At 53.6% G+C, this 23,583-nt stretch carries 25 protein-coding genes, 1 tRNA gene, 1 pseudogene and 1 riboswitch; of the genes and pseudogenes, 18 read left to right on the top strand and 9 right to left on the bottom strand.

The genetic code is table 11. The features are described from left to right. Positions 1–130, bottom strand: a pseudogene (locus ACK4HN_RS10310) (RNA-guided endonuclease TnpB family protein); the annotation flags it as partial. A gap of 717 nt (positions 131–847) precedes the next feature. Between ACK4HN_RS10310 and ACK4HN_RS10315 the strand changes: the two are divergent. Continuing rightward, on the top strand, positions 848–1,372 hold the full coding sequence (locus ACK4HN_RS10315; RefSeq protein WP_409877613.1) for a hypothetical protein: 525 nt from the start codon (positions 848–850) through the stop codon (positions 1,370–1,372). Positions 1,373–1,429: 57 nt separating this feature from the next. Here ACK4HN_RS10315 and ACK4HN_RS10320 read toward each other — a convergent pair whose 3' ends face one another. From ACK4HN_RS10320 to ACK4HN_RS10335, 4 genes are all read right to left on the bottom strand, one after another. Further along, positions 1,430–1,879, bottom strand: a complete 450-nt coding sequence (locus ACK4HN_RS10320) for a DUF4278 domain-containing protein (RefSeq protein ID WP_409868534.1) — start codon at positions 1,877–1,879, stop codon at positions 1,430–1,432. Positions 1,880–1,923: 44 nt separating this feature from the next. Next, positions 1,924–2,005, bottom strand: a riboswitch (Glutamine riboswitch). A 117-nt stretch (positions 2,006–2,122) separates the two neighbouring features. Next, positions 2,123–2,740 carry a Crp/Fnr family transcriptional regulator gene (locus tag ACK4HN_RS10325; RefSeq protein ID WP_409877602.1) on the bottom strand — a complete coding sequence of 206 codons (618 nt, stop codon included), beginning with the start codon at positions 2,738–2,740 and terminating at the stop codon, positions 2,123–2,125. 166 nt (positions 2,741–2,906) lie between these two features. Next, positions 2,907–4,427 (bottom strand): anthranilate synthase component I, encoded by a 1,521-nt coding sequence (trpE, locus tag ACK4HN_RS10330; RefSeq protein ID WP_409877604.1) that lies wholly within the window; start codon positions 4,425–4,427, stop codon positions 2,907–2,909. A gap of 33 nt (positions 4,428–4,460) precedes the next feature. Then, complete coding sequence (locus ACK4HN_RS10335) at positions 4,461–5,282, bottom strand: aldose epimerase (RefSeq protein ID WP_409868531.1); 822 nt, start codon at positions 5,280–5,282, stop codon at positions 4,461–4,463. 84 nt (positions 5,283–5,366) lie between these two features. Between ACK4HN_RS10335 and ACK4HN_RS10340 the strand changes: the two genes are divergently transcribed. The 6 genes from ACK4HN_RS10340 (at position 5,367) to ACK4HN_RS10365 (ending at position 8,366) form a co-directional block, all read left to right on the top strand. Beyond that, positions 5,367–5,732, top strand: a complete 366-nt coding sequence (locus ACK4HN_RS10340; RefSeq protein ID WP_409868530.1) for a hypothetical protein — start codon at positions 5,367–5,369, stop codon at positions 5,730–5,732. A 96-nt stretch (positions 5,733–5,828) separates the two neighbouring features. Beyond that, the gene (locus ACK4HN_RS10345; protein WP_409868529.1) at positions 5,829–6,170 is read left to right on the top strand and encodes a LapA family protein; all 342 of its coding nucleotides are present in this window, start codon (positions 5,829–5,831) and stop codon (positions 6,168–6,170) included. A 73-nt stretch (positions 6,171–6,243) separates the two neighbouring features. Then, entirely contained in the window at positions 6,244–6,810 is a 567-nt protein-coding gene (gene def / locus ACK4HN_RS10350) for a peptide deformylase (protein WP_409848986.1), read from the top strand. A 6-nt stretch (positions 6,811–6,816) separates the two neighbouring features. Further along, positions 6,817–7,029 (top strand): hypothetical protein, encoded by a 213-nt coding sequence (locus ACK4HN_RS10355; RefSeq protein WP_409848988.1) that lies wholly within the window; start codon positions 6,817–6,819, stop codon positions 7,027–7,029. 17 nt (positions 7,030–7,046) lie between these two features. Continuing rightward, positions 7,047–7,430 (top strand): glycine cleavage system protein GcvH, encoded by a 384-nt coding sequence (gcvH, locus tag ACK4HN_RS10360; RefSeq protein WP_409848990.1) that lies wholly within the window; start codon positions 7,047–7,049, stop codon positions 7,428–7,430. Positions 7,431–7,436: 6 nt separating this feature from the next. Further along, complete coding sequence (locus tag ACK4HN_RS10365) at positions 7,437–8,366, top strand: branched-chain amino acid ABC transporter permease (RefSeq protein WP_409877605.1); 930 nt, start codon at positions 7,437–7,439, stop codon at positions 8,364–8,366. Between the two features lie 25 nt (positions 8,367–8,391). Here the strand turns inward: ACK4HN_RS10365 and ACK4HN_RS10370 are convergent, their stop codons facing one another. Both ACK4HN_RS10370 and ACK4HN_RS10375 read right to left on the bottom strand, forming a co-directional pair. Continuing rightward, entirely contained in the window at positions 8,392–10,059 is a 1,668-nt protein-coding gene (locus ACK4HN_RS10370; protein WP_409877606.1) for an HD domain-containing protein, read from the bottom strand. Between the two features lie 93 nt (positions 10,060–10,152). Further along, positions 10,153–10,884, bottom strand: coding sequence for a hypothetical protein (locus tag ACK4HN_RS10375; RefSeq protein WP_409868527.1), 732 nt, complete (start codon positions 10,882–10,884; stop codon positions 10,153–10,155). 72 nt (positions 10,885–10,956) lie between these two features. Here ACK4HN_RS10375 and ACK4HN_RS10380 point away from each other — a divergent pair, with 72 nt between their 5' ends. Genes ACK4HN_RS10380 through ACK4HN_RS10400 form a run of 5 tightly spaced genes read left to right on the top strand, consistent with a single transcriptional unit; the run spans position 10,957 to position 17,773 of the window. Then, positions 10,957–11,481 (top strand): GNAT family N-acetyltransferase, encoded by a 525-nt coding sequence (locus tag ACK4HN_RS10380; RefSeq protein WP_409848996.1) that lies wholly within the window; start codon positions 10,957–10,959, stop codon positions 11,479–11,481. 53 nt (positions 11,482–11,534) lie between these two features. Continuing rightward, positions 11,535–13,820, top strand: a complete 2,286-nt coding sequence (gene purL / locus ACK4HN_RS10385) for a phosphoribosylformylglycinamidine synthase subunit PurL (protein WP_409868548.1) — start codon at positions 11,535–11,537, stop codon at positions 13,818–13,820. After that, entirely contained in the window at positions 13,821–15,269 is a 1,449-nt protein-coding gene (gene purF / locus ACK4HN_RS10390) for an amidophosphoribosyltransferase (protein WP_409868526.1), read from the top strand. After that, positions 15,266–17,116: a prolyl oligopeptidase family serine peptidase gene (locus ACK4HN_RS10395; protein WP_409868525.1), complete on the top strand. Its 1,851-nt coding sequence runs from the start codon at positions 15,266–15,268 to the stop codon at positions 17,114–17,116. The genes purF and ACK4HN_RS10395 overlap by 4 nt, the downstream gene beginning before the upstream one ends. Before the next feature lie 6 nt (positions 17,117–17,122). Further along, positions 17,123–17,773, top strand: coding sequence for a riboflavin synthase (locus tag ACK4HN_RS10400; RefSeq protein WP_409868524.1), 651 nt, complete (start codon positions 17,123–17,125; stop codon positions 17,771–17,773). 5 nt (positions 17,774–17,778) lie between these two features. Here ACK4HN_RS10400 and tsf read toward each other — a convergent pair whose 3' ends face one another. After that, positions 17,779–18,705, bottom strand: coding sequence for a translation elongation factor Ts (tsf, locus tag ACK4HN_RS10405; RefSeq protein ID WP_409868523.1), 927 nt, complete (start codon positions 18,703–18,705; stop codon positions 17,779–17,781). Positions 18,706–18,722: 17 nt separating this feature from the next. Beyond that, positions 18,723–19,514 (bottom strand): 30S ribosomal protein S2, encoded by a 792-nt coding sequence (gene rpsB, locus ACK4HN_RS10410; RefSeq protein ID WP_409868522.1) that lies wholly within the window; start codon positions 19,512–19,514, stop codon positions 18,723–18,725. A gap of 217 nt (positions 19,515–19,731) precedes the next feature. Here rpsB and ACK4HN_RS10415 point away from each other — a divergent pair, with 217 nt between their 5' ends. The 6 genes from ACK4HN_RS10415 (at position 19,732) to ACK4HN_RS10440 (ending at position 23,577) form a co-directional block, all read left to right on the top strand. After that, complete coding sequence (locus ACK4HN_RS10415; protein ID WP_409868521.1) at positions 19,732–20,535, top strand: AAA family ATPase; 804 nt, start codon at positions 19,732–19,734, stop codon at positions 20,533–20,535. After that, positions 20,429–21,124: a ParA family protein gene (locus tag ACK4HN_RS10420; RefSeq protein ID WP_409868520.1), complete on the top strand. Its 696-nt coding sequence runs from the start codon at positions 20,429–20,431 to the stop codon at positions 21,122–21,124. The genes ACK4HN_RS10415 and ACK4HN_RS10420 overlap by 107 nt, the downstream gene beginning before the upstream one ends. Positions 21,125–21,217: 93 nt before the next feature. Continuing rightward, entirely contained in the window at positions 21,218–21,739 is a 522-nt protein-coding gene (locus tag ACK4HN_RS10425) for a hypothetical protein (protein ID WP_409868519.1), read from the top strand. Positions 21,740–21,750: 11 nt separating this feature from the next. Next, positions 21,751–22,131 (top strand): hypothetical protein, encoded by a 381-nt coding sequence (locus ACK4HN_RS10430; protein ID WP_409868518.1) that lies wholly within the window; start codon positions 21,751–21,753, stop codon positions 22,129–22,131. A gap of 293 nt (positions 22,132–22,424) precedes the next feature. Next, positions 22,425–23,435: a sulfate/molybdate ABC transporter ATP-binding protein gene (locus ACK4HN_RS10435; RefSeq protein WP_409868517.1), complete on the top strand. Its 1,011-nt coding sequence runs from the start codon at positions 22,425–22,427 to the stop codon at positions 23,433–23,435. Positions 23,436–23,505: 70 nt separating this feature from the next. Further along, positions 23,506–23,577 (top strand) — tRNA-Gln (locus ACK4HN_RS10440). Positions 23,578–23,583: the final 6 nt, after the last annotated feature.

The raw sequence follows: 23,583 nt of genomic DNA on the forward strand, positions 1-23,583 counted from the left end.
GGTTAACCTTCACGACCCACCGCCCAGCGTTTGCAGCTTTGTACGGCAGGATGTTGTTTAGGAACCCTGCTCTCCCCACATCGGCAAAACTTTTGTTCAGGCCAGACTTTGCCGTCTGACCGTTGGGCAATGATTATAGCACACACTTATTGCACAGCAAGACTCCCCTCGCTCGGGTACTTCGGGGGCAGCGAACCCCCTCAGCGCCCCTAGCTCTCATCCTGACGCTCCCCTTCGGGAAAGCGCGGGGCTTCCCGCCGATTAGCTAAACAATATCTCAATGAGTGCTTATACCAACTAAATTTGACGATGGCACTAATAAATGCTGGCTAGTGAATGACTAGTTGCTCCGAAAACCGAGCACTCCACTTTCCGTCCCCCTTGAGACTTGCTTATTAGGCTCAGCATTGCAAAGAACCGATATAAGTATTAACATATTTGCCAATGTATTTCATATTTCGCAGAATTCCCCATCAGCCTATGGGTTGGGGCGGCTCACGTCTAAGCGAATTCACACTACAAGGATTTATTACTTAACAAGCAGTAATTGCGAGTAAATTTAGCGATCGCTAGGGGTATACTTAAAAATGGATCGATGTGTTCCTTACAGTCTCTCTTGCAGGAATTGACCATGTTCAAAACTCTTATGGGACAATTAAATAAGTCACATTTCAGAAAATTGCTGTATCTTGTTCCCTCAAAAAGTTAGGCATTAAAAATTCATCAATTAATGTCCCTCTGTTGTTGAAAGTCGAAGTATTTTCTTGCAGTAGAAGAGATTATGAAAATTGGTGAATTGCTCCTAAAAGCAGCCCTAATCAACGCTGGTCAGCTTCAGGTGGCCTTGATGGAAAAGGACATCTACACTCACCTGCGCTTCGGCGAAATTCTTGTCCTCCATGGTTGGCTCCCCCAAGAAACTATTGATTTTTTTGTTGAAGAATGGCCTAAGCTGATTCAAAACAAAGAAAAGTATCCTATTGGTTTTTATCTCAAAAAGGCCAGTTTATTGACTGAGGAACAAGTCCAGCAAATCCTGAAGCAACAGTGGCAAACTAGCTATCGCTTTGGGTCTTTGGCTGTTCTCAATGGCTGGATAAAACAGGAAACGGTGAACTTTTTTCTCGAATACATTAACCCCACTGCTCTCCAAGAAAGCACTCGTATCGAAAGAGCATTGAAGCGCAATGAATGGGAATCAACATCGCGCTTTCGATTTCCGCCATGCAAACTAGTCCGTGAGCAATTAAAGCAGGACCTGATCGATCCAGAGGACTTAGCAGAATTCGACCTTCACTTTGATGAGAACCAGTGGTTAACTTGGGCAAAAACACCACAGCGGGGGCAAGTAAAAAACTCGCACCGGAGGTGAATCCGATGCGAGAATACTTATAAATCACTTTTGAGAGAGGACACTCACGTCCCTGCGTTAGCTCATTGTGGCATGACTGCGATCGTAGCTTGTCCAGACGTGGGGCTTAATTTTGCCCTGAATTTGGTTCCAGTAGTAACCTGCGGCCGCAGGTAAGCCCATTTGGGCAATCATCCGTGTGAGGAGGGATTGTTCGCGGTTTTTGATCACTTGGTGGTGGTGGGTGAGAATGACCCGCGAAAGTTGATTGAGATCCAGCGCTGGCATATTCACTTCCTTGGCTGTGTTAGCAGCCGTGGTTGCCGTTGTGTTCACGGCTTCTCCTTGACCTGTACGGTAGGCAACACCGCGATAGATTAAGTCCCGCACCGGTTGAGCCGGTGGATTCACTGCTCGGGTGCAGTGGTAATTCCAGCCTCGGTATTTTGCAACCACATCGGTAGCTTCGGTGCGTACTGCTGGAGGAATGTAGTCGTATTGAACGCCGCGATAGGTGAGAGTAGTCATAGTTGTCGCCCCAAATTGTTTGCTCGGTGGTTTCTTTGAACTGAGGCGCGTTCCTTCGGGCCAACTGCCCTACTTCCGTCTTCGCTGCTACCCAAATTTGGGTATCTCTCAGCAAAGATGAACGATTTATTTCTGTATCTAATTTAACAGTTTTGCCACTATGAGCGCAAGTGTTTACAAAAATTTACACTAAAAACCTCCCCTGATTGTTCTAGGGGAATCTTGATTCAGGTGGAAGTGCGCTCAAATCTCAGCGGTGTTGGTGAGAATGATGTGGCGATCGCGATCGTAGGTGAGCCACTGCTCCTCTTTGAGCTTGCCCAAGAGGCGGGTCATCGTCACCCGACTCGTACCAATCGCTGTTGCCAGTTGCTGATGGGTGAGGCGGACACTGTAGCGCGTACCTAGGGGATGGGGCTGACCAATTTCTTGCTTCAACAGCAGGAGTAAATGGCGTAATCGCTCCTCAATGCGGCGATGGCTGGTAATTCCCAGCAGACCTTCCGCTTGCCGTAGGCGACGGGCGAGACCGCGCACAAGACTTTGGGTCAAGTTGGGCGAGGATTCTACCTCCACCAGCGAAAAGAGCATCAGTTCTGCTTTGCAAAGTGCCTTGGCTTGGTAGGCCGTTAAACTGGTCAAGGGTAAACCAAACGCAGTACCGGGTGTGGCTAGTCCCACCACTACTTCTTCACCATCGGGGTGCAAAAGATTCAAGAGGACGACACCGCGGCTTACTAGCCAAATGCGTTCTGGCTCCATCCAGATGCTGTCCCCGACGCTAAAGGTGTGGACTCGCGACGAAGAACGCCAGCGTCCATCCACAGGGGGAGTGATTGCAGCAGTGGAGGCATGTGCCATGGCAGTAGAACCTCAAGCAAAGGAACCAGCCCTTAGGTGTGTGCCTGAGAGATGGGCGGTTTCTCCAACATTCCCAGTGCCTGTGTTCTGGGTAACGTTAGCCAAAACTGCCTACTAGGCTAGGGGGCAAACGTAAAGATGAGATAATCCTTAGCTCAAGATTGGGTTAAGGTTTTCTCCCTAGGGCAGAAATTGCTTCCAACAGGCCGCGTGCTTTGTTGAGGGTTTCTTCGTATTCCCGCTGGGGATCCGAGTCAGCCACAATGCCGGCGCCCGCTTGCACGTGAATCAGATGTTGCTGATCGGTGAGGGGTTGCACCACCATTGTGCGAATGGCGATCGCGGTATTAAGTTGACCTTCAAAGTCATAGTAGCCATAGGCACCGGAGTAGGGGCCACGGCGGCAGCCCTCCAATTCATAGATGATTTCCATGGCTCGGATTTTGGGGGCACCACTGACGGTGCCAGCGGGGAAACAGGCTTGCAGTAAGTCCCATGCGGTTTTATCGGGCAATAGTTCGCCCACCACATTACTGACAATGTGCATGACATGGGAGTAGCGCTCAATCACCATAAACTCTTCGACGGTAACAGTTCCCTGACGACAGACACGCCCCAAATCATTACGCCCCAAATCTACTAACATGACGTGTTCGGCCACTTCTTTGGTGTCGGCAAGGAGTTCGGCGGCAAGCTGCTGATCTTCGGCGTAGGTATGCCCCCGCTTGCGAGTGCCGGCAATGGGACGCACGGTGGCAAGGAGAGAGTCAGTTTTTGCAGGGGGGTGCTCCGCTTTGACCATCACTTCTGGGCTAGAGCCGATGATCTGCCACGTGCCAAATTGAAAGTAGGCCATGTAGGGAGAAGGGTTAATCAGGCGCAAGGAGCGATAGAGGGCAAAGGGATCGCCGCTGTAGGTGGCACTGAGGCGTTGGGAGAGCACAACTTGGAAAATATCACCTGCCCGAATGTAGTCCTTGGCGCGCTCCACATTGGCACAGAAGGCTGCGGGAGTGATGTTGCTGGTGTAACTGGGGGGTTGACGACTGGCTTGCCAGTGGAGTTGGGTGGCTTCAGCAGGAATCGGCGTTTGCAGTTTGCTCAAAAGCTGCTCTAGGCGATCGCTGGCGTGGGTATAGGCCGTTTTCAAGTCCGTCTCGCGGGTATCGGCATAGACCACCGCCCAAATTTTCCGCTTCACCTGATCAAAAATGAGGATTTGATCCACCTGCATCCAGATGCCATCGGGTAAATCCGTTGCGGTGGCAGGATGAATGGGCACCCGTGGCTCAATCCACTGAATCAGTTCATAGCCCCAAAAGCCAAAAAGACCGCCAATGCCCCCCGGCAGTTGGGGCAGCTTCACGGGCTGATAAGGGGCTAAGCAGTTGGCCAAAATTGTGAAGGGATTGCCTGTAAATGTGGTGACCGAGCCATCGCGGTGGGTTTGGGTGGTTTGGTTGCCCCGCGTTTCCAGTACCCACAGCGGATCACAACTAAGAAGGCTGTAACGAGCCAGTTGTTCACCCCCCTCGACGGACTCCAGCAAAAAGTTGTAGGGGCGATCGCGACAGACCCGATACCAAGCTGATACGGGTGTATCCATATCCGCCACCCACTCCTGATAAATGGGGATGAAGTTACCCTGCTCGGCAAGCTGAGAAAAGGTCTGAAAATCTGGGTACATCGTCGCGTGCGTGAAAACTTTCTTATTTTCTCCCTAAAGGGGGGCAACAGCAATCTCGGCGCCAAGGGTGAGGTGTTTCTGGGGCGGTACATGCAGTAGATCCACCCCTGTATTCAAGGCATTGCGGGGGGCTGTCCAAGGCTCTAGACAATAGTAGGGCTTGCCCTGAACAGTCCAAAAAACGAGGGTTGTAAAGGCTGTAGCGTAGCGCAACGTTAGGCAGTACTGTTGTTGCAGGTCACAGATGCGAGCCACTTGCCCCGTGAGGGGACGACAGGCCAAATCCAGTTCTGCTGCATGCCAGTCAAACGTGCCGCTAAAGGTGAGGGGTTGTTGCGTTTTTTGATCCACCATGGCATGGATCGGCAAGTCAAACTGCAATTGGTGCTTGTCAGCAACGGTAAAGTAGGGATGCAAGCCAAAGCTAAAAGGCAAGGGCGTGTCACCGGGGTTAGCCACCTCAAGGGCGATCGCCAGAGCATCAGCAGCGAGGGTGTAGGTCAAGGTCAGATGAAAAGCAAAGGGATAGACTTGGCGTGTGGCTGGCGTATCCTGCAACCCCAGCTTCAAGAGATGTTCCTGCTGATCTAGCACCTGCCACGGCAAATCCCGTGCAAAGCCATGTTGCTTGAGGTGATAGGTTTGGCCATGGTAGTGAAAGGTATCCTCGGGCAAACTGCCACAAATGGGAAAGAGAAGCGGAATACCGCCGCGCACACTTAACTGTGGGCTGGCAAAGCGCTCCCGATCCAAGTACAGCAACTCATGCCCCCGCCACTGCCAACGACTAATCAGGCCACCGCGCTCTGGGATTACTTCAATGCGAGTACGTTCGGCGTGGAGAGTATAGGGCATGACCATAGCTCGATGGTGCGCTTGCTTTTTAGCATACACCCGTGACTACGCTAGAATAGCGACAATGCCCTTGGAGAGAAGCCAGTGTCCCTACGATTTACCCTAAACCCCACCCTACGTTTTTGGTTCAGTGTGTTGCTGGTAACTTGGTTACTGGGGCTACTGGGGCTAGGCTGGTTAGTGCAATCTTTTCTGGTGCTGTTTTTCATCTTGATGTTGACCCCTGTGCTCCTTTTTGCGGGGTTGCAACTTTGGTTGCGCTGGAAGCTGGTGACGGCGGCCTGCCCCGTGTGTGGCTTTGAATTTAGCAGTTTGAATAATACCCAAACCCAATGCCCTGCCTGTGCTGAAGTCTTGAGGGTGCGCGATCGCCAGTTTCAGCGATTGGCTCCCCCCGGCACCGTTGATGTCCAAGCTGTAGAAGTGAGTCACGCAGTGATTGAGGACTAATCGCAGTGGTATGATTAGCCCAAGGTGGTTGGTTGCTGGCAAGATGCTGGATGCGACAACCCCTGTCTATAGATTAGATCGGTTACAGGATGCCCTATGCGACAACTGAACTTTGTCATGATATTTGTCATTGGCTTGGGCTTAGTTCTCTTTAGTATTCAAAATACTGAACCTGTTAGTATTAAGTTCTTTGAAGGAAAGGTGATTCAAGCGCCATTGTGCATTGAACTCATTGTGGCCATGGGTATTGGTGCCGTCTTTGCTTGGGTCTTTAATGTCTGGGTACAGGTGCAGCGCATCTTTACCATTCGGGTGGAAATGGAAGCCCGCGATGAGCAAATTGCCCACCTTGAGGAGGATGTGGAACGCTACAAAGCTGCCCTTGAGGAGCAACAGCGCCTCTTGCCCAGTGTCAGCAGTGCCTCAACGGAAAAGTAGCCTAGAGCCTTGAAAGTTCGTTAGGCTAGAAAGTAGTTCACTTTTGTTATTTTGTGTTGACTTGGCATATCCTATGGCTGCATCCCTAGCTGTTGAGAAGAAAAAGTTAAAAAATCCGCCCCTGCAATTGCACTACTTGGGCGATCGTGTGCTGCGCCAACCCGCCAAACGGGTGAGCAAAGTAGATGACGCTGTCCGTGATATTGTGCGAAAAATGTTGCAAACCATGTACAGTGCCGATGGCATTGGCTTGGCAGCACCCCAGGTGGGCATCAATAAGCAGATTCTCGTCATTGACATTCATCCCGACGATCCCGAAGCAGAGCCGCTGGTGATGATCAATCCCGTCATTAGGGACTTCAGTGAAGAGCTGGAGGTATGCCAAGAGGGATGCCTGAGTATTCCAGGGGTGTATCTAGAGGTGCGCCGTCCAGCCATGGTGGAGGTGGCCTACAAAGATGAGTGGGGGCGCCCCCAGGTCCTCATGGCAGGTGGACTGCTGGCCCGTGCCATCCAGCACGAGATTGATCACCTGATGGGCGTCATGTTCGTAGATCGCGTGGAAAACCAAGCGCTGCTGCGCCACGAACTCAAGGAGCATGGGTTTGCAGCCAGTGCCGTGCGTCCCATTGCTGCCTAGGAATTCGTGGGGGCGTTGTCTGTGCTCAAGAGTTATCTATACTTACTAGGGGCCTGTGTGGCAGCGATCGCCAGTGTTGGCTGTATTTTTGAACTCAGTTCGGGGAACGCCCAGTTGGGAACCATACCCACTACCGTGATTCTGCTTCTCAGCGTGCCCCTAGGTTTAGCGGCCTTTGTGACGGCTGTGCGCCTTGCCCGTGCCAGCGATCGCCCCTGATGGATTGGAGTTTCCTTATGACACTCACCTACCCTGAGGATCTGCAATATCTCGACAGCCATGAGTATCTGCGCCTTGAGGGCGATACGGCCACTTTGGGGATTAGTGCCTTTGCAGTGGATCAACTGGGGGATATTGTCTTTGTGGAGTTACCAGCCGTTGGTGACACTCTCACACCGGGTGAGCGCTTTGGCACGATTGAATCCGTCAAGGCCGTTGAGGATCTCTATGCGCCCCTAGCAGGAACTGTGATTGCCGTCAATCAGGCGGTCATTGACAACCCCGAGCAAATTGCTGCCGATCCCTACGGTGAAGGGTGGTTGGTAAAAGTACAGGTCAATACCCCCCCCACAGGACTCCTCTCAGCAGCGGATTATCGTGCCCTTGTGGAAGGCGCTTAGGTGGCAATGAACGCCCTGCAAGTCCTTGTGGATGGACTGGCCACAGGTAGTGTTTATGCCATTTTTGCCCTCGGCTATACCCTTGTCTTCTCAATTTTGGGCATCATCAACTTTGCCCACGGTGCTGTTTTTGCTACGGGTGCCTACCTCACCTATGCCCTCTTGGGAGGACGCTTTGGCTTCAATGGTCTGTTGGCCAATGCACAGCTTCCCGTGGCCTTGCCCTTTGTGCCGGCTTTAGTTCTGAGTGCTCTTGGCTGTGGTCTATTGGGGATGGCTATTGATTGGGCGGTCTTCCGACCCTTACGACAGCAGCGCACCGATACCCTCTTGACGGTGGTGGCAAGCCTAGGGGCTGCGGTTCTCCTCACCAATTTGATCCAGTATTTGGTGGGTGCCGAAGTCTATACCTATCCCGATCAACTCTGGGGTGGGTTGCCCCATACCCTGCAACTTGGAGAGGTTACGGTGCGCACCAGCCAATTTGTCATCTTTACCGTGGCCATGGTCTTGATGATCGCCCTGACCTATTGGGTGAAAGGGACGCGCATGGGCAAGGGATTGCAAGCAGTGGCCGAAAATCCCACCGCCGCTACATTACTGGGGATTGATGGCGATCGCATTATCCAAGTGACTTTTTTTGTCAGCAGTGCCTTGGCTGCGGTGGCTGGCACCCTCGTTGCCTTGAGTGTCGGAATTACGGGACCGCAGTTTGGGGTGATCTTTGGTCTCAAGGGGTTAGCGGTGATTGTTCTCGGTGGCCTAGGGAGTTTACCAGGAACCATGTTAGCGGGCTTCTTGCTAGGACTGGTGGAGGCAATGGTGCCTGCGGCTGCTTCGGGCCTGCGGGATGCTGCTGCCTTTGGAATTCTCTTTCTTGTGCTGCTCGTGCGACCCCAAGGGCTATTGGGTCAGCCCCCTGTCGAAAGAGTCTAAGAAAAGAGGCTAAGGCTTTAAGTAGTTAGTTCGCTGTGGTGGCTAGGACACTAGAACGGGCAGTGGCTAATTCCACCTTCACACTGACGCTAAATTGAGTTTCAAAGGGTTCTTTTTTGTAGTTGACACCCCAAATTTCCAACTCACAGCGATCGCTGGGATCCGCTGGATGCACGTAGATACAAAACTCCCGCTGGGGGGCATGCCACTCACAGCTAATGTGATCTACGGCTCCGATTTGCCGCCGATCCAAGGCCGAAGCTAGCCGTAGAATTGCACTCAGTTGCTCAACGATTTGCCGTTCGCGTCGTCCCATCAATTGGCGGAAGTTTTCATGCTTTTTCTTGGGGGGACTCTTGCGATGATAGCGACACAGGTTGGCAATGATTTCGATTTCTGTATCGGTGTAGCCGAGTAAGCCACCGTGGCGCACAAGGTAGTAGGAATGTTTGTGGTGGGCAGAATGGCTGACGTAGTGACCAGCATTGTGGAGGATGGCCGCTGCCCAGAGCAGTTCGCGTTCTGCCTCCCTCCAGTGGTGGAGAATCCCTTGGGTGCGATCAAAGAGCGTCAGGGCAAAATTAGCCACCCGTTCACTGCTGGCCAGATTAACATGGAATTTTTGCGCCAAACTGTAGGTACTGCGCTGGCGAACGGAACTTTGATAGCGAAGGCGGTCTTCAATCAGGCCGTGGGTGAGCATCCAGTCCACAATGATGCCTTCTCGTAGGGCGCGATCGCAGGTGATGAGACTGCTTTGCCCCAGCATCTCCATGGCTTCAGCAAGAATGATCGCTCCCGCCACAATAATTTCTGCGCGACGCTCCGACATCCCCAGGAGTTGACAACGCTGGTTAAAGTTGAGCCGCCGCAATTTCGCCACCAGCGCCTTTAAGTCCGTCAGTGTGAGTTCATAGCCCCGCAGGGAGGGAGGACAAGCCCCAAGGCGATCGCAGGTGTGAATCATCATCAAGCTTTCAATTGTGCCTGAGGTGCCGACCAATTGGGGCTTCTCATGGGGGTCAAGGTGCTGTCGCAGCTCTTCTACGGCCCGATCCAACATTCCCCGCACATAGGCGCGTAGGGCGGCATAGTCCTGGTCACTAATGGGGTCACTCTTGACAAATAAGTCCGTCAGGCGCACTGCCCCCACTTTGGTACTGCTGAGGTAGCGGGGTTCATGGCCATCCCCAAGAATTAACTCTGTGGAGCCACCGCCAATGTCAATAATGATGTGGGGCTTGCCGTCAAATTCTAGGCCGGACAAGACTCCCAAGTAGATGCGCCGCGCCTCCTCTTCGCCGGAGATTAAGTCGATCGTAAGACCTGTTTCTGCCTTGACCCGCTCTAGGAATTCGCGACCGTTGGGGGCTTCGCGCACGGCACTGGTGGCAACGCCAATAATTTCTTCCGCCTTGAGACCCATGGCCAATTCGCGACAGCGGCGCAGGGTGGCGATCGCCCGCTTCATGGCCTCTTCCGTCAGTTGTCCCGTAATTTGGCAGCGTTCCCCTAAACGCACCATGTCCTTTTCGGCAGCAATGATTTTGAAGCTGGGTAAACTGGGCTGAATTTGTACCACCACCATGTGAATTGAGTTTGTCCCGACATCAATTGCCGCCAGAATGCGATCGCTGAGGTTCACCGCTCGCCACAGGTGGAGATGTTGTTCAGCCGTCATTGGACTTGTCATCAAGGGGACAAACATCCCCTATGGTACCCTAACGCCAAACCTTTTCACGAGGATAGAACAGACTCAACACGCTGAAAGCAGCTATCGCCTATTTCAGAAAAGGGCTGCATTTCCCGTTAGATGATCCTTAATTTTGGCAGCAATCCGTGAGCCTAAATAATCGGGAATGACATTGCCATTGGGGCCTAGCAAATAGAGCAACAATCGCACCCGACCCTGCCAAAGCATAAAGTTGATATTCACCACCAGCAACTCCTCTTGCCAAACAGCGTGCATCACTTTGTAAAGCAAGGCGGGATGATTCGTGGACTCCACCAACAGAGCCGGCAGATGAAAGACCTGATCCTGATAAAAACTGGTGCTAATTTGGGGCAGACCTTCGTTGAGGTTGAACTCCATGGCTAGCATTTCCTCAACGGCAAACTCCCCACTGAGGGTCTGTTGCAAGGCACGGCGCACACTTTCACTGCGTTTTTTTGTCAGGGGCTTGCCCTGCTCTGAGAGGATCAGTTTGACAAAGACCAGCATTGGCGGTCGCACATGGCCATAGAGCGAGACATTGTGAATCGTCAGCTTGTAGGCAGCCATCACCCCAAAGAGATCACTGAGCAGATAGGAGTGGTTGCGGTGGGCAAAATGGAGAACCGAGCGATCGCCCTCAGGGACAATCTGAATCACTGCCTGATTGGTTTTGTGAATTTGAAAGGCCAGTTTCAAGTTCTGCAATTGGACATCCCGACCCACAAATTGCTCATAAAACTCCGGAAAGGAGCGATTAAACCGCTTCAGGACAGCAAGGTTGCGCACTTGAAAATCGGAAACCATGGGTGAGAGTCGCTATACTATAGCCTAGGCCGGCCCAAGACTTGGTCATTGTCCCATCTCCAGCATACTGGCATGAGCTTCTGGAAATCACTGTTCAATTCACAATCGACTGCCAGCACCACCACCACGTCCCCTAGTTTAGGTTCTCAGGTCGAGCAGGACAATGGCAGCGAAAGCAAAATTATTTTCAGCAAAGATAAAGACATTGACGTTTATGAATTAGAAGAACTCTGTGATGCGGTGGGCTGGGCGCGCCGTCCCATTCGCAAGGTGAAAAAAGCCATTCAGCACAGTTTCCTTGTGATCTCGATGTGGGAGCAGCGGGGTGCCTATCGTCGTCTCATTGGCTTTTCCCGTGCCACCTCCGACCATGCGTTCAATGCCACGATCTGGGACGTGGTGGTGCATCCCGAGTTTCAGGGGCGGGGACTAGGTAAAGAATTAATGCGGCAAATTATCAAAGAATTGCGCAGTGAAGACATCAGCAACATTACCCTCTTTGCCGATCCCCATGTGGTGGACTTTTACCGTCAGTTGGGCTTCCGCCCCGATCCAGAGGGGATTAAGGGGATGTTTTGGTACCCCAATTCCCGCTAGGCCCGATAATCAGTAATGTTGCCCACGGTAATGTCGCCCACACGTTCTGTGCCATGAGCCAAACGCCCTTCGTCACTGAGGCTGAGATTGCTGCTGTAGGCCTCAAGCCCCAAGAATATGCTGAAATTGTCCGCCGCCTTGGTCGCCATCCCAACCGCGCGGAATTGGGCATGTTTGGCGTGATGTGGTCAGAGCACTGCTGCTACAAAAATTCCCGTCCCCTGCTCAAGCAGTTTCCCACCCAAGGGCCACGGGTACTCGTCGGCCCCGGTGAAAATGCCGGGGTGGTGGACTTAGGGGATGGGCTACGCTTGGCTTTTAAGATTGAGTCCCACAACCATCCCTCGGCTGTTGAACCCTTTCAGGGGGCAGCAACTGGCGTGGGGGGAATTCTGCGGGATATTTTCACGATGGGGGCACGTCCCATTGCCCTGCTGAACGCCCTGCGCTTTGGCGATCTTAAGGAGGCAAAGACCCAACAATTGGTGAAAGGAGTCGTGGCGGGGATTGCCCACTATGGCAACTGTGTGGGGGTGCCTACGGTGGGGGGGGAGGTTTATTTTGACCCCTGCTATGCCGGTAACCCCTTGGTGAATGCCATGGCCTTGGGCCTCATGGAAACCCCAGAAATTGTCAAGTCGGCAGCGAGTGGCATTGGCAATCCGGTGCTGTATGTGGGATCGACGACAGGCCGTGACGGCATGGGGGGGGCGAGCTTTGCCAGTGCCGAACTCACTGATGAATCCGTGCGCGATCGCCCTGCTGTTCAAGTGGGGGATCCCTTCATGGAAAAATGCCTCATTGAGGCCTGTCTTGAAGCCTTTCAAACGGGGGCAGTGGTGGCCGCCCAAGACATGGGGGCAGCGGGCTTAACCTGTTCAACTTCGGAAATGGCGGCCAAAGGCGGCGTTGGCATTGAACTGGACCTTGACAAAGTGCCCGTGCGCGAAGCGGGCATGGTGCCCTACGAGTTTCTCCTCTCGGAGTCCCAAGAACGGATGCTCTTTGTGGCCGCTCAAGGGCGGGAAGCAGAACTAATTGAGATTTTCCACCGTTGGGGCTTGCAGGCGGTGGTGGTGGGGCGCGTCATTGCTGAACCTGTCGTACGGGTCCTGTACCGGGGTGAGGTAGCCGCAGAGGTGCCTGCCCGTGCCCTTGCCGAAGACACGCCTGTGTATGAACAGCAGTGTCCCAGTGAGCCGCCAGCCTACGTCCAACAGGCGCGGCAATGGTCAGTGGAGGAATTGGCTCTCCCCTGCCAATCTCCCTCGGAGATCTTGCTCACCCTCTTGGCCACCCCCACTATTGCCTCCAAGGCATGGGTCTATCGTCAGTACGATCACGAAGTACAAAACAATACCCTTGTCTTTCCCGGTGATGCCGATGCCGCTGTGATTCGCCTGCGGGGCACTCAAAAGGGGATTGCCGCGACCGTAGATTGCCCCAGCCGCTACGTGTATCTAGATCCCTATGAAGGGGGTAAAGCAGCAGTGGCGGAGGCCGCCCGCAATCTGAGTTGTGTCGGGGCAGAGCCGCTGGCTGTCACCGATAACCTCAACTTTGGCAGCCCAGAAACGCCCGTGGGTTACTGGCAGTTAGCCCATGCCTGCCGCGGCCTAGCTGAGGCTTGTCGTGCTCTGCAAACGCCGGTCACCGGCGGCAATGTCTCCCTCTACAACGAGACCATCGATAGCAACGGCCAGCCGCGACCCATCTATCCCACGCCGGTGGTGGGGATGGTGGGGTTGGTTCCCAGTGTGCAGCGGGTGGTCGGTCAGGGCTTTCGGGCAGCAGGAGATGCCATTTACCTATTGGGCTTGCCTCTGACGACCCCTCTAAGTGATCCGCGTATCAGCCTAGGCGGGTCGGAATACCTTGCCCAGATCCATGGCTTGGTGGCGGGTCGTCCGCCCCAAATTGATTTAGACCTAGAGCAGCGGGTGCAATCAGTGTGCCGCTATGGCATTCAGCAGGGGTGGATTGCTAGTGCCCACGATTTGAGTGAGGGGGGCTTAGCCGTGGCTTTGGCGGAAAGCTGTCTCAGTGGCCAGCGGGGGGCAAGGATTCAATTGCCGGCGGGCACCTATCCGCGGTGGGATGCGCTGCTGTTTGCGGAGGGAGGAGCGCGAATTCTGGTGTCGGTGCCGCCAACGGAACAGACAGTGTGGGAGGCCTATGTACAGGCGCAATTACCCAATGCTTGGACACGCCTAGGGATTGTAAATGGTGAAGATACAGAACTGTGTATTGACACCTGTGACCATTCTCCGCTCATCAGGGTTACGATGGAAGAGTTAGCTCTTGCGTGGCGATCGCCCCTGCCGAAGTATTTGGACTAAATGACAGAACAACAGTTTACAGACAAGCCAGAAGAAGCCTGTGGTGTGTTTGGGGTCTATGCCCCTGGGGTCGATGTGGCTCGCCTTGCCTACTTTGGTCTCTATGCCCTACAACATCGCGGTCAGGAATCCGCGGGCATTGCCACATTTGCCGGTGACACCGTCCATTGTTACAAGGACATGGGTCTTGTCTCCCAAGTCTTTGATGAAGAGATTCTGGGACGGCTGGTGGGAGACTGGGCAGTCGGTCACAACCGCTACTCAACCACGGGGTCTAGTCGCATTGTCAACGCCCAACCCGTCGTGGTGGAAACTCGCTTAGGGCCTTTGGCCTTGGCCCACAACGGCAATTTGGTGAATACCTACGCCCTGCGGGAACAGGTGTTGGCCTGCGATACCCCGCCAGCGGTGCTAGCGAGTACAACGGATTCCGAACTCATTGCCTGGGCGATCGCTCAAGCGGTAGCCACTGGCCAATCCTGGTCAGAGGGGATGATTACTGCGGCTCAACAGTGCCAAGGGGCTTTTAGCCTAGTGATGGGTACCCCAGCGGGATTGTTTGGACTGCGGGATGCCCACGGCATTCGTCCCCTAGTGATTGGCCGCCTGATGATCGAAGGGACGCCCCACTATGTTCTGGCTTCGGAGACCTGCGCCCTCGATATTATTGGTGCGGACTATGTGCGGGATGTGGAGCCGGGGGAACTCGTCCACATTACTGCCGAGGGGATTGACAGTGTGCGATGGGCAGAGTCCCAGCGGAAGCTGTGCATCTTTGAGATGATTTACTTTGCCCGTCCCGACAGTGTCATGCAGGGAGAAAGTCTCTACAGCTACCGCCAGCGCCTAGGGCAGCAGTTGGGTCGCGAAGCGCCCGCCGATGCTGATGTCGTGATTGCCGTCCCCGATTCGGGGGTTCCAGCGGCCATTGGCTTTTCCCAAGCAACGGGGGTGCCCTATGCTGAAGGCCTGATTAAAAATCGCTATGTGGGGCGCACGTTTATCCAGCCCACCCAATCCATGCGCGAGTCGGGAATTCGCATGAAGCTGAATCCACTGCGGGATGTGCTCATGGGACAGCGGGTGGTGATTGTGGATGACTCAATTGTGCGGGGCACCACTAGCCGCAAAATTGTCAAAGCCCTGCGGGATGCCGGTGCCGTGGAAGTTCACATGCGCATTTCTTCGCCCCCTGTCACCCACCCCTGCTTTTATGGCATTGACACCGATAGCCAAGACCAACTGATTGCTGCCACCAAGTCTGTGGCGGAGATTGCCGCTCAGATTGGCGTAGATTCTCTAAGTTACCTCAGTTGGCAGGGCATGATTGCCGCCACTTACGATACGGGCGATCGCTTTTGTTCTGCCTGTTTTACAGGCAAGTATCCCATTAGTATCCCGGAGCCAGTGAAACGGCAAAAGCTGGTGCTTGAGCAAATTTCCCAATGAGTCTGGACTACGGTCACTGGCCTTCCCTCCTCTCTGCTGACCCAGTTAGTGCAGTAACCACAAGTATCAGCGAATTGCGCTCGACTCCCCTTGGCCTAGCTTGGTTAGAGCGGCGTCCCCAAGAAAAGGGGCGAGTCGTCTTGATGCGTCAAGGGCAAGACCTGTTGGCAGCCCCTTGGAGTGTGCGATCGCGCGTGAATGAGTACGGCGGTGGTGCCTACTGGTGCCATGGTGATCAGATTTACTTTGTCAATGATGCCGACCAGAGTCTCTATGCCCTTGGGGAATCCAGCCCGCAGTTAATCTACCAAGCCACGAATACTCGTTTTGCCGATGGTTGCGTTGATCCTTGGCGCGAACGCCTGCTGTGTGTCGAAGAGGTGCATCCTCCAGGGGGGGGATCGCAGCAGTCCTTGGTGGCTATTTCCCTAGCGGGGGAACGGACTTCCCTTGTTACGGGGGCTGGTTTCTACGCTGCACCGCGCTTAAGTCCAGAGGGCAATACCCTTGTCTGGCTGCAATGGTCAGCACCGCAGATGCCTTGGGATGGCTGTGAACTGTGGGCAGCCACGGTCAATAGCGACGGTTCCCTTGGGACACCCTATCGCATTGCTGGCAGTAGTGAGGAATCTGTGCAGCAACCCCAATGGCAGGGCGAGGCCCTCTACTACATTAGCGATCGCTCTGGCTGGTGGAATCTCTACCGTTACCATAACGGTTACCATGAGGCTCTTTGGCAAGCTCCCTATGATGCGGGTGTGCCCCTGTGGGTCTTTGGCCAATCCACCTATGCTCTCGTGAACGCTGAAACGGCAGTTTTAACCTATAGCGATCGCGGGCTGTGGCAGCTGGCAGTGGTTTCCTTAACCACTGGGGAATGGCAAACGGTGCCGACGGACTATACAGAAATCCATTCCCTCGTTCGTCTCAGCGATCGCGCCGCTGCTTTTATTGGCAGTTCGCCCCTGTTGACCCCCCATATTGTGCAGTTCAATCTGGATGACAGCACCACGACACCGCTGCAACCCATTGCTTCTCCCCTGCCATCGGCGTGGATTTCCCAGCCCGAAGTCCTTGAATTTCCCACAACTGAGGGGGCAACCGCCTATGGCTTTTTCTACCCCCCAAAAAATCCTCAAGTGCAACCCCCGCCAAACTCACGCCCCCCCTTAATTGTGAGATGTCATGGGGGACCGACGGCAGCCAGTGGCACAGGTCTCGATTTGCGCATCCAGTTTTGGACCAGTCGTGGCTTTGCGGTGTTGGATGTCAACTATCGTGGCAGTACGGGCTATGGTCGCGCCTATCGCAATGCCCTGCGGGGACAGTGGGGCGTCGTGGATGTGGCAGACTGTGCTGCCGCAGCGCAGTATCTAGTGGCTCAAGGGCGCGTCAATGGTCAGGCTTTGGCGATTCGAGGGAGTAGTGCCGGGGGCTATACTGCCCTTTGTGCCCTCACCTTTACCACAACCTTCCATGGGGGGGCGAGTTACTACGGCATTGGCGATCTCATTAGCCTACTTAAGGAGACCCATGCCTTTGAAGCCCATTATTTTGACCAACTGATTGCCCCCTATCCCGCAGGGGCAGACCTCTACCGCCAGCGATCGCCCCTTTACCATGTGGAGCTTCTGACCTGTCCGGTGATTTTCTTCCAAGGACTCAAGGATGTCGTGGTCCCCCCCCGCCAAGCGGCAGAGATGGTGGCCGCCCTGCAGGCAAAGGGGATTCCTGTAGAATACTACACGTTTCCTGAGGAGGGGCACGGCTTCCGCCAAAGCAGCACGATCGCCACCGCCCTTGAGGCAGAATTGAAGTTTTATCAAAGGCATTTACTCAAAGGTTAGACAACAATGTTTACGGGCATTATTCAGGCTATGGGTGTCCTCCAGCAACGCTCTGAGTCCCAGTTGGCAATTACCGCTACCGATGCCCCTTTTCTTAAGGACGTGGCCGTTGGCGATAGTATTGCCGTGGATGGCGTCTGCCTCACAGTGGAAACCTTTGATGCCACCGGTTTTGCGGTCAGTGTCTCGCCGGAAACACTGCAACGCACGACATTGGCGGCCAAAGCGGCAGCAGGAGCAATGGTGAACCTCGAACCTGCCCTCCGCGTCGGGGATAAGGTGGGAGGACATTTTGTCACCGGCCATGTGGATGGGGTGGGCACCGTACTGGCGATCGCCTCCACAGGTACGAGTTGGGAATTTACCTTCTCTGCCCCTGCAGCAGTGGCGCCGTACATCATTCCCAAAGGAAGCATTGCCATTGATGGCATCAGTCTCACCGTTGCCCATTGCAATGAAAAAGGGGATGAATTCAGTGTGGCTATCATCCCCCATACCTATGCAGCAACGACGTTGCAATTCCTGAGGGTTGGGGAAGGGGTGAATCTCGAGGCGGACCTGTTGGGCAAATATACCCGTAAGTTTCTCCGCCTCCTAGATTCCTCCACCCTCCAGGACATTGATCTCGCGTTTCTCCAAGCCCATGGCTACGCCTAGGGGCATTATTTTTTCTTCTTGCTGCTGCGGGACTTGCCACTGGATTTTTTAGCAGCGGCACCAAATCCCTTGCTTTCAGCCGCAGGTTCAGCTACAGGTTCAGGACTTTCGGCAGCAGGCTCAGCGACGGTTTCCGCTGTCTGCTCAGAAACTGCGACAGGGTCTGGAGTTGGCTCTTCAGTCCTTGTTTCCACTGCTGGCTCAGGGGCGCTCACTTCAGGGGTTGCGGTTTCAGTCACCTCCGCTGGTGCCTCGGCAACTTTGGCGGCAGCACCCATGGCTTGGGTTTGGGCAGCCACTTCTTCAGCAAGATTGGTTTCTTTCTTCTCAATCCCCTCACCGAGGATAAAGCGTTGAAAGCGGCGAATGCGGATATTTTCCCCCAGCTCGGCAATGTGCTCTTTGACCAACTCTTCAACGGTCTTGGACTGATCACGGATAAAAGGCTGATTAAGCAAGCACAGCTCTTTGAGGGTTTTCTCCAGTTTGCCAGCAACGATTTTCTCTTTGACTTCGGGCGGCTTCCCCTTCAGTGCATCGGAGCCAAGGGCAATTTGGCGTTCTTTTTCCTTGTACTCAGGGGGAATATCGTCCATTGAGACAAATTCTACATTGGGGCAAGCGGCAATTTGCTTGGCAATGTCCTGGACAAGGGCTTTGAATTTCTCGTTGCGAGCCACAAAGTCGGTTTCGCAGTTGACTTCCACCAGCACACCAATGCGCCCGCCGGTGTGAATGTAGCTATCCACTAGACCTTCAGCGGTGACCCGCCCGGCTTTTTTGCCGGCGGAGGCCAGACCCTTCTGGCGCAACCAGGCAATAGCGGCTTCCATATCGCCGTTGGATTCCTGCAAGGCTTTCTTGCAGTCCATCATGCCGGCACCGGTCTTTTCCCGCAGTTCTTTAACTAGTTTGGCTGAAATCTCTGCCATGATCTGTTCCTCAAGGATTAAGCATCAGAGTCATCTGGAATATCTAGGGCTTCAGCATCACCATCGTCGCTGGCGGTCATCCCATCGTCGTCCTCATCAGCGAGATCCGTTTCGGGTTCCTCCAACTGACCATGGCGGCCTTCGTAAATGGCATCGGCTAGTTTCCCCACAATCAGCTTAATCGAACGAATGGCGTCATCGTTAGCCGGAATGGGAAGATCCACTTGGGTGGGGTCGCAGTTGGTATCCAGCAGGGCGACGATGGGAATGCCTAATTTGTGACACTCAGCAACGGCGTTGTATTCCCGCTTTACATCAACGATAATCGCCACATCGGGGAGTCGCCGCATCTGCTTGATCCCACCAAGGTATTTTTGCAGCCGTGCCAGCTCTCGCCGTAGGGTCGAAGCCTCCTTTTTGGGGCGCAGATCAATGAGGCCACTTCCCTCCATGCTTTCCAATTCTTTGAGGCGCTCCACACGGGTTTTAATGGTGCTCCAGTTGGTGAGCATCCCCCCCAGCCAGCGCTGGTTCACGTAGTAACTGCCGCAGCGCAGTGCTTCCTGCTCGACGATGCCGGCGGCTTGACGCTTGGTACCAATAAACAAAAAGCGTTTGCCTTTTTCAGCAGCGTTGCGGATGTAGTTGTAGGCTTCATCCAGCAGTTGGGCGGTCTGGACAAGGTCAATGATGTGCACCCCATTGCGAACGGTGAAGATGTAGGGTGCCATGCGGGGGTTCCAGCGGCGGGCTTGGTGACCAAAGTGAACCCCTGCCTCTAGCATTTGGGCAAGGCTCAGAACTGCCATTGAGTTGTACTCCTATGGGTTAAACAACCATCCGTCCATCATCCGGTGAGGACACCCAAGGGGACGAATGTGAAAGATTTGCAGATTTATTATCATAACTAATGAACAAGGCCTTTGGAAAGCCCAATCCGCAGCGATTTGGTAGCGTTGTTATCTTGACGCTCAGGGGTGGCCAACCTATCCTGAAAGATTCAAGACGGCTGGGTGGTGCTCGACATTGGATATTTCTCGCTTGCGATCGCAATGGCAACAAATTCACGGTGACGAAACCTCTGAAGCTGTTATTGAGAAGCACTTTGTCCGACCGCTCCTGAGTGTGTTGGGCTTTGGCGATCGCGATCGTCTTTCTTCCTTTGATACCGGTGCAGGGATTGCCGATGTGGCAGCTCGGTTTCCTCGGGAGCATCAGCCTCCCTTTTGTCAAACTCCAGTTGACCCTGATTTAATTGTTGAGATTAAACCCCCGGCCCGTCGCTCCCGTAATACCCCCAGTCAAACCGTGGCCTTGAACCTTGAAAATGGGTCTGCCCACCATAGCCGCGCTCTGCAACAACTCCGCCAACTTCTCAGTGGTTGCCATTGCCAAGAAACCGCTTGGGGGCTGATCACCAATGCCCGACACTTGCAACTTTTTCAACGCCATGGCCACTTGGTCTATCCAGTGACGCCCAACTATGAACTGACGGGCGATCGCCTTGAGGCCATTGTCGAAGACCTCAAAACCTGCTTGCGATCGCGCCCCCGTGCCACCACCCTCTGTCTCTATAACCACAAGGGAGGCGTGGGCAAAACCACCACCGCTATTAACTTGGGAGCCACCCTTGCGGTGGCGAATGCCGCCGTGTTGCTCATAGATTGCGACCCCCAAGGGGATCTTAGCCGCGCCCTTGAGCTAACCCCCACCAGTACCTCCCTTGCCGCTTGCCTGCAAAAACCCCGAGGAGCCAATTACAGCCACGATTCGCCCCTTTCACCTGCACATCCGCACCAGCAGCAGCATTCAGTCTGCCCACATCTTTGATGTCATTCCCGCCAGCCCACAACTGCAAAGCCTTCTCATTCAAGCGCTGCAAACCCAACATCCACCCATTACCCGCCTGCGGGAACGCCTCGCTCCTTTGCGCGATCGCTACGACTACATCCTCATTGACTGCCCCAGTGCTTGGCTCTTTTTAAGTAAGAGCGCCGTGTATGCCAGTGACGCCGTTTTGATTCCCACCCGCCACACCGATCTCTCCTCCCTCAACAATGCCGCTCAGGTGATTCACCAATTTCTCTTCAATGAAATTCACACATTGCGCCGCGAAGGCGGGCCCCTTCCTTTGCCTATTTTCTTTAATGGTGCTCCCACAACCGACAAGGCGATGGCCATTGCCCAAGCAGAAATTGAACGGATTCTCCAGAAGCTCCCCCATCTCACCCCCTACTTTTGGCCGCAGTATCAAGCCAATGACACAAGCGTATTCGCCATTCCTGAATATGCCATCATTTCCCGTGCCGCCTTTGCCCGTGTGCCTGCGGTCTTCAAAGATAAGCGCGTCTTGGGCTTCTATCAGACATTGGTGCAGACCTATCTTCGCCCCTTAGCTTCTGCCAATGACCTTACCTAACCGACAACCTTCCTAACAGGATTTATAAAAAATCTGAAAACGGAAATTGCTTGCTCCCCCTAAAATGAAATTACCCCTCCCTGAGCAGCCGTCATGACCGAACCTGTCACCGAATCCCAACTGACTGAAGTTCTGGAAACCGTGAAGGCAATCCAGTCGCAGTTAACAGAACTCACCCTTGAAGTGAAGGTGGGGCAAGCGGAAATCCGCGAGAAATTTAACACGATTGATCAAAAATTCAATATCGTCGATCAGAAGCTCCAAGCAATGGAGACCAAGTTTGAAGAAAGACTGAATGCAATCGAAGTCAAATTTGATGCAAAGTTCAATTCGATGGAAGCGACCATTAACGAACGATTCAAGGCTATTGATGAGAAGTTCAATGCAATGGAAGCCACCATTAACGAAAAATTCAAGACTATTGACGAAAAATTCAACACCATGGAGACCAAAATTGAGGCTGTGCGCCTAGAAGTGCAGAACAATCGCGAACAGTTAGTAGAGCTAGGGAAACGCCAAAGTTCAACGGATAATCGCCTTTGGGCATTGCTGGTGGCACTGTTTTTGATGGTGGCAGGACTTTTGGCCAAGATTACACTGTTTGACAAAGTTTAGAGGAGAAACTCATGAGTGAACCTGTCACCCAATCCCAACTAGCCGAAGTGCTGGAAACTGTCAAGGCGATGCAGTCGCAACTGGCGGAACTCACCCTTGAGATCAAGGTAGGACAAGCGGAAATCCGCGAGAAATTTAACACTGTCGATCAAAAGTTTCAGATAGTGGATGAAAAACTGAATGCTATGGAAGCAAGATTTGATGAAAAATTCAACACCATGGAGGCCAAAATCGAGGCTGTGCGCCTAGAAGTGCAGAACAATCGCGAACAGTTAGTAGAGCTAGGGAAACGCCAAAGTTCAACGGATAATCGCCTTTGGGCACTGCTAGTGGCACTGTTTTTGATGGTGGCAGGACTTTTGGCCAAGATTACACTGTTTGACAAAGTTTAGAGGAGAAACCCATGAGTGAACCTGTCATACCAGCGCTTGGTAACATTTTTGAGTCTCAAGGGCAATCCACGGCATCTGTATTCTGCTGAGTCTTGACAGTGGGGTAGAGCGGTTTGCCCAGGCGGTGCGTTGCGATTGGGGGATTGAAAACCAAGTGGACTGGGTGCTGGATGGGGCTTTGACTACCCGGCTCGTCTTATTGTCGCTGTCTGAGTATGCGTCTAGGGGCAAAGATAAAGGGCTGCAAAACTACGGTAATCTTATAGAGAAACTAGAGTATTGCTGGCAGTGCTATGGGCATCACTATTGAAAACGTTTCTAAGTCCTTTGGCTCCTTTCAAGCAGTCAAGCAGGTGGATTTGGATATTGCCAGTGGCTCTTTGGTGGCGCTGTTGGGGCCTTCGGGTTCGGGTAAATCAACCCTACTCCGACTAATTGCGGGTCTAGAGATGCCCGACAGCGGCCGCATTCTGCTGACAGGCAAGGATGCTACCTATCAAAGTGTCCAAGAGCGTAATATCGGTTTTGTCTTTCAGCACTATGCCCTTTTCAAGCACATGACGGTGCGCCAAAATATCGCCTTTGGCCTAGAGCTGCGCAAGGTGCCCCGCGCCAAGATCAAAGCTCGCGTTGAGGAATTGCTCGAGTTGGTGCAGTTAACGGGGTTGGGCGATCGCTACCCCTCTCAGCTCTCTGGAGGACAACGCCAGCGGGTGGCTCTTGCCCGTGCCCTTGCGGTCGAACCCAAGGTGCTGTTGCTAGATGAACCCTTTGGTGCCCTCGATGCCAAGGTGCGCAAAGAACTGCGAGCATGGCTGCGTCACCTCCACGATGATGTCCACGTCACAACGGTCTTCGTGACCCACGACCAAGAGGAAGCGATGGAAGTGGCGGATCAGATTGTGGTCATGAACAAGGGTCGAGTGGAGCAGGTGGGCACCCCCGCTGAAATTTACGACCATCCCGCCAGCCCTTTTGTGATGAGCTTTATTGGCCCTGTGAATGTCCTGCGCTCCCGCGTCTTTCAGCAAAGCGAAGGCACGCCCCCCCACTGCGATATTTTTCTGCGCCCGCGCGACATCATTATCGAAACCAGCCCCAATGGCAACACCGTCTCAGCTCGCATTCACCGCATTATTCACCTTGGCTGGGAAATTCAGGTGGAACTGCGCCTAGACGATGGGCAGGAATTGATGGCACACCTATCGCGGGAACGATTTGAGGAGCTGCGCCTTGAACCCCAACAGCAAGTTTTTATCAAGCCACGGGAGGCAAAATCCTTTCCCCTCTACTACAGCATTTAGGCGCGAAAAAAAATCCGTTTATCCCTTGAACAAACCAAGCCAAACTTGCTATGCTAACAAAGCAACGCAATGGGGTGTCGCCAAGCGGTAAGGCAGCGGGTTTTGGTCCCGCCATTCGGGGGTTCGAATCCTCCCGCCCCAGTTAAGT

The sequence above is a fragment of the Thermosynechococcus sp. genome (assembly GCF_046299655.1).
Classification (GTDB): domain Bacteria; phylum Cyanobacteriota; class Cyanobacteriia; order Thermosynechococcales; family Thermosynechococcaceae; genus Thermosynechococcus.

Bases quoted from the DNA above. Each gene is read 5' to 3' on its own strand.
- ACK4HN_RS10325 (WP_409877602.1), bottom strand. From the start codon at position 2,740: ATGGCACATGCCTCCACTGCTGCAATCACTCCCCCTGTGGATGGACGC.
- purF (WP_409868526.1), top strand. From the start codon at position 13,821: ATGACAGAACAACAGTTTACAGACAAGCCAGAAGAAGCCTGTGGTGTG.
- rpsB (WP_409868522.1), bottom strand. From the start codon at position 19,514: ATGGCAGTTCTGAGCCTTGCCCAAATGCTAGAGGCAGGGGTTCACTTT.
- ACK4HN_RS10400 (WP_409868524.1), top strand. From the start codon at position 17,123: ATGTTTACGGGCATTATTCAGGCTATGGGTGTCCTCCAGCAACGCTCT.
- ACK4HN_RS10435 (WP_409868517.1), top strand. From the start codon at position 22,425: ATGGGCATCACTATTGAAAACGTTTCTAAGTCCTTTGGCTCCTTTCAA.
- gcvH (WP_409848990.1), top strand. From the start codon at position 7,047: ATGACACTCACCTACCCTGAGGATCTGCAATATCTCGACAGCCATGAG.
- def (WP_409848986.1), top strand. From the start codon at position 6,244: ATGGCTGCATCCCTAGCTGTTGAGAAGAAAAAGTTAAAAAATCCGCCC.
- ACK4HN_RS10425 (WP_409868519.1), top strand. From the start codon at position 21,218: ATGACCGAACCTGTCACCGAATCCCAACTGACTGAAGTTCTGGAAACC.
- ACK4HN_RS10335 (WP_409868531.1), bottom strand. From the start codon at position 5,282: ATGCCCTATACTCTCCACGCCGAACGTACTCGCATTGAAGTAATCCCA.
- ACK4HN_RS10370 (WP_409877606.1), bottom strand. From the start codon at position 10,059: ATGACAAGTCCAATGACGGCTGAACAACATCTCCACCTGTGGCGAGCG.
- tsf (WP_409868523.1), bottom strand. From the start codon at position 18,705: ATGGCAGAGATTTCAGCCAAACTAGTTAAAGAACTGCGGGAAAAGACC.
- ACK4HN_RS10430 (WP_409868518.1), top strand. From the start codon at position 21,751: ATGAGTGAACCTGTCACCCAATCCCAACTAGCCGAAGTGCTGGAAACT.
- ACK4HN_RS10320 (WP_409868534.1), bottom strand. From the start codon at position 1,879: ATGACTACTCTCACCTATCGCGGCGTTCAATACGACTACATTCCTCCA.
- ACK4HN_RS10380 (WP_409848996.1), top strand. From the start codon at position 10,957: ATGAGCTTCTGGAAATCACTGTTCAATTCACAATCGACTGCCAGCACC.
- ACK4HN_RS10375 (WP_409868527.1), bottom strand. From the start codon at position 10,884: ATGGTTTCCGATTTTCAAGTGCGCAACCTTGCTGTCCTGAAGCGGTTT.
- trpE (WP_409877604.1), bottom strand. From the start codon at position 4,427: ATGTACCCAGATTTTCAGACCTTTTCTCAGCTTGCCGAGCAGGGTAAC.
- purL (WP_409868548.1), top strand. From the start codon at position 11,535: ATGAGCCAAACGCCCTTCGTCACTGAGGCTGAGATTGCTGCTGTAGGC.
- ACK4HN_RS10365 (WP_409877605.1), top strand. From the start codon at position 7,437: ATGAACGCCCTGCAAGTCCTTGTGGATGGACTGGCCACAGGTAGTGTT.
- ACK4HN_RS10315 (WP_409877613.1), top strand. From the start codon at position 848: ATGGAAAAGGACATCTACACTCACCTGCGCTTCGGCGAAATTCTTGTC.
- ACK4HN_RS10395 (WP_409868525.1), top strand. From the start codon at position 15,266: ATGAGTCTGGACTACGGTCACTGGCCTTCCCTCCTCTCTGCTGACCCA.
- ACK4HN_RS10345 (WP_409868529.1), top strand. From the start codon at position 5,829: ATGCGACAACTGAACTTTGTCATGATATTTGTCATTGGCTTGGGCTTA.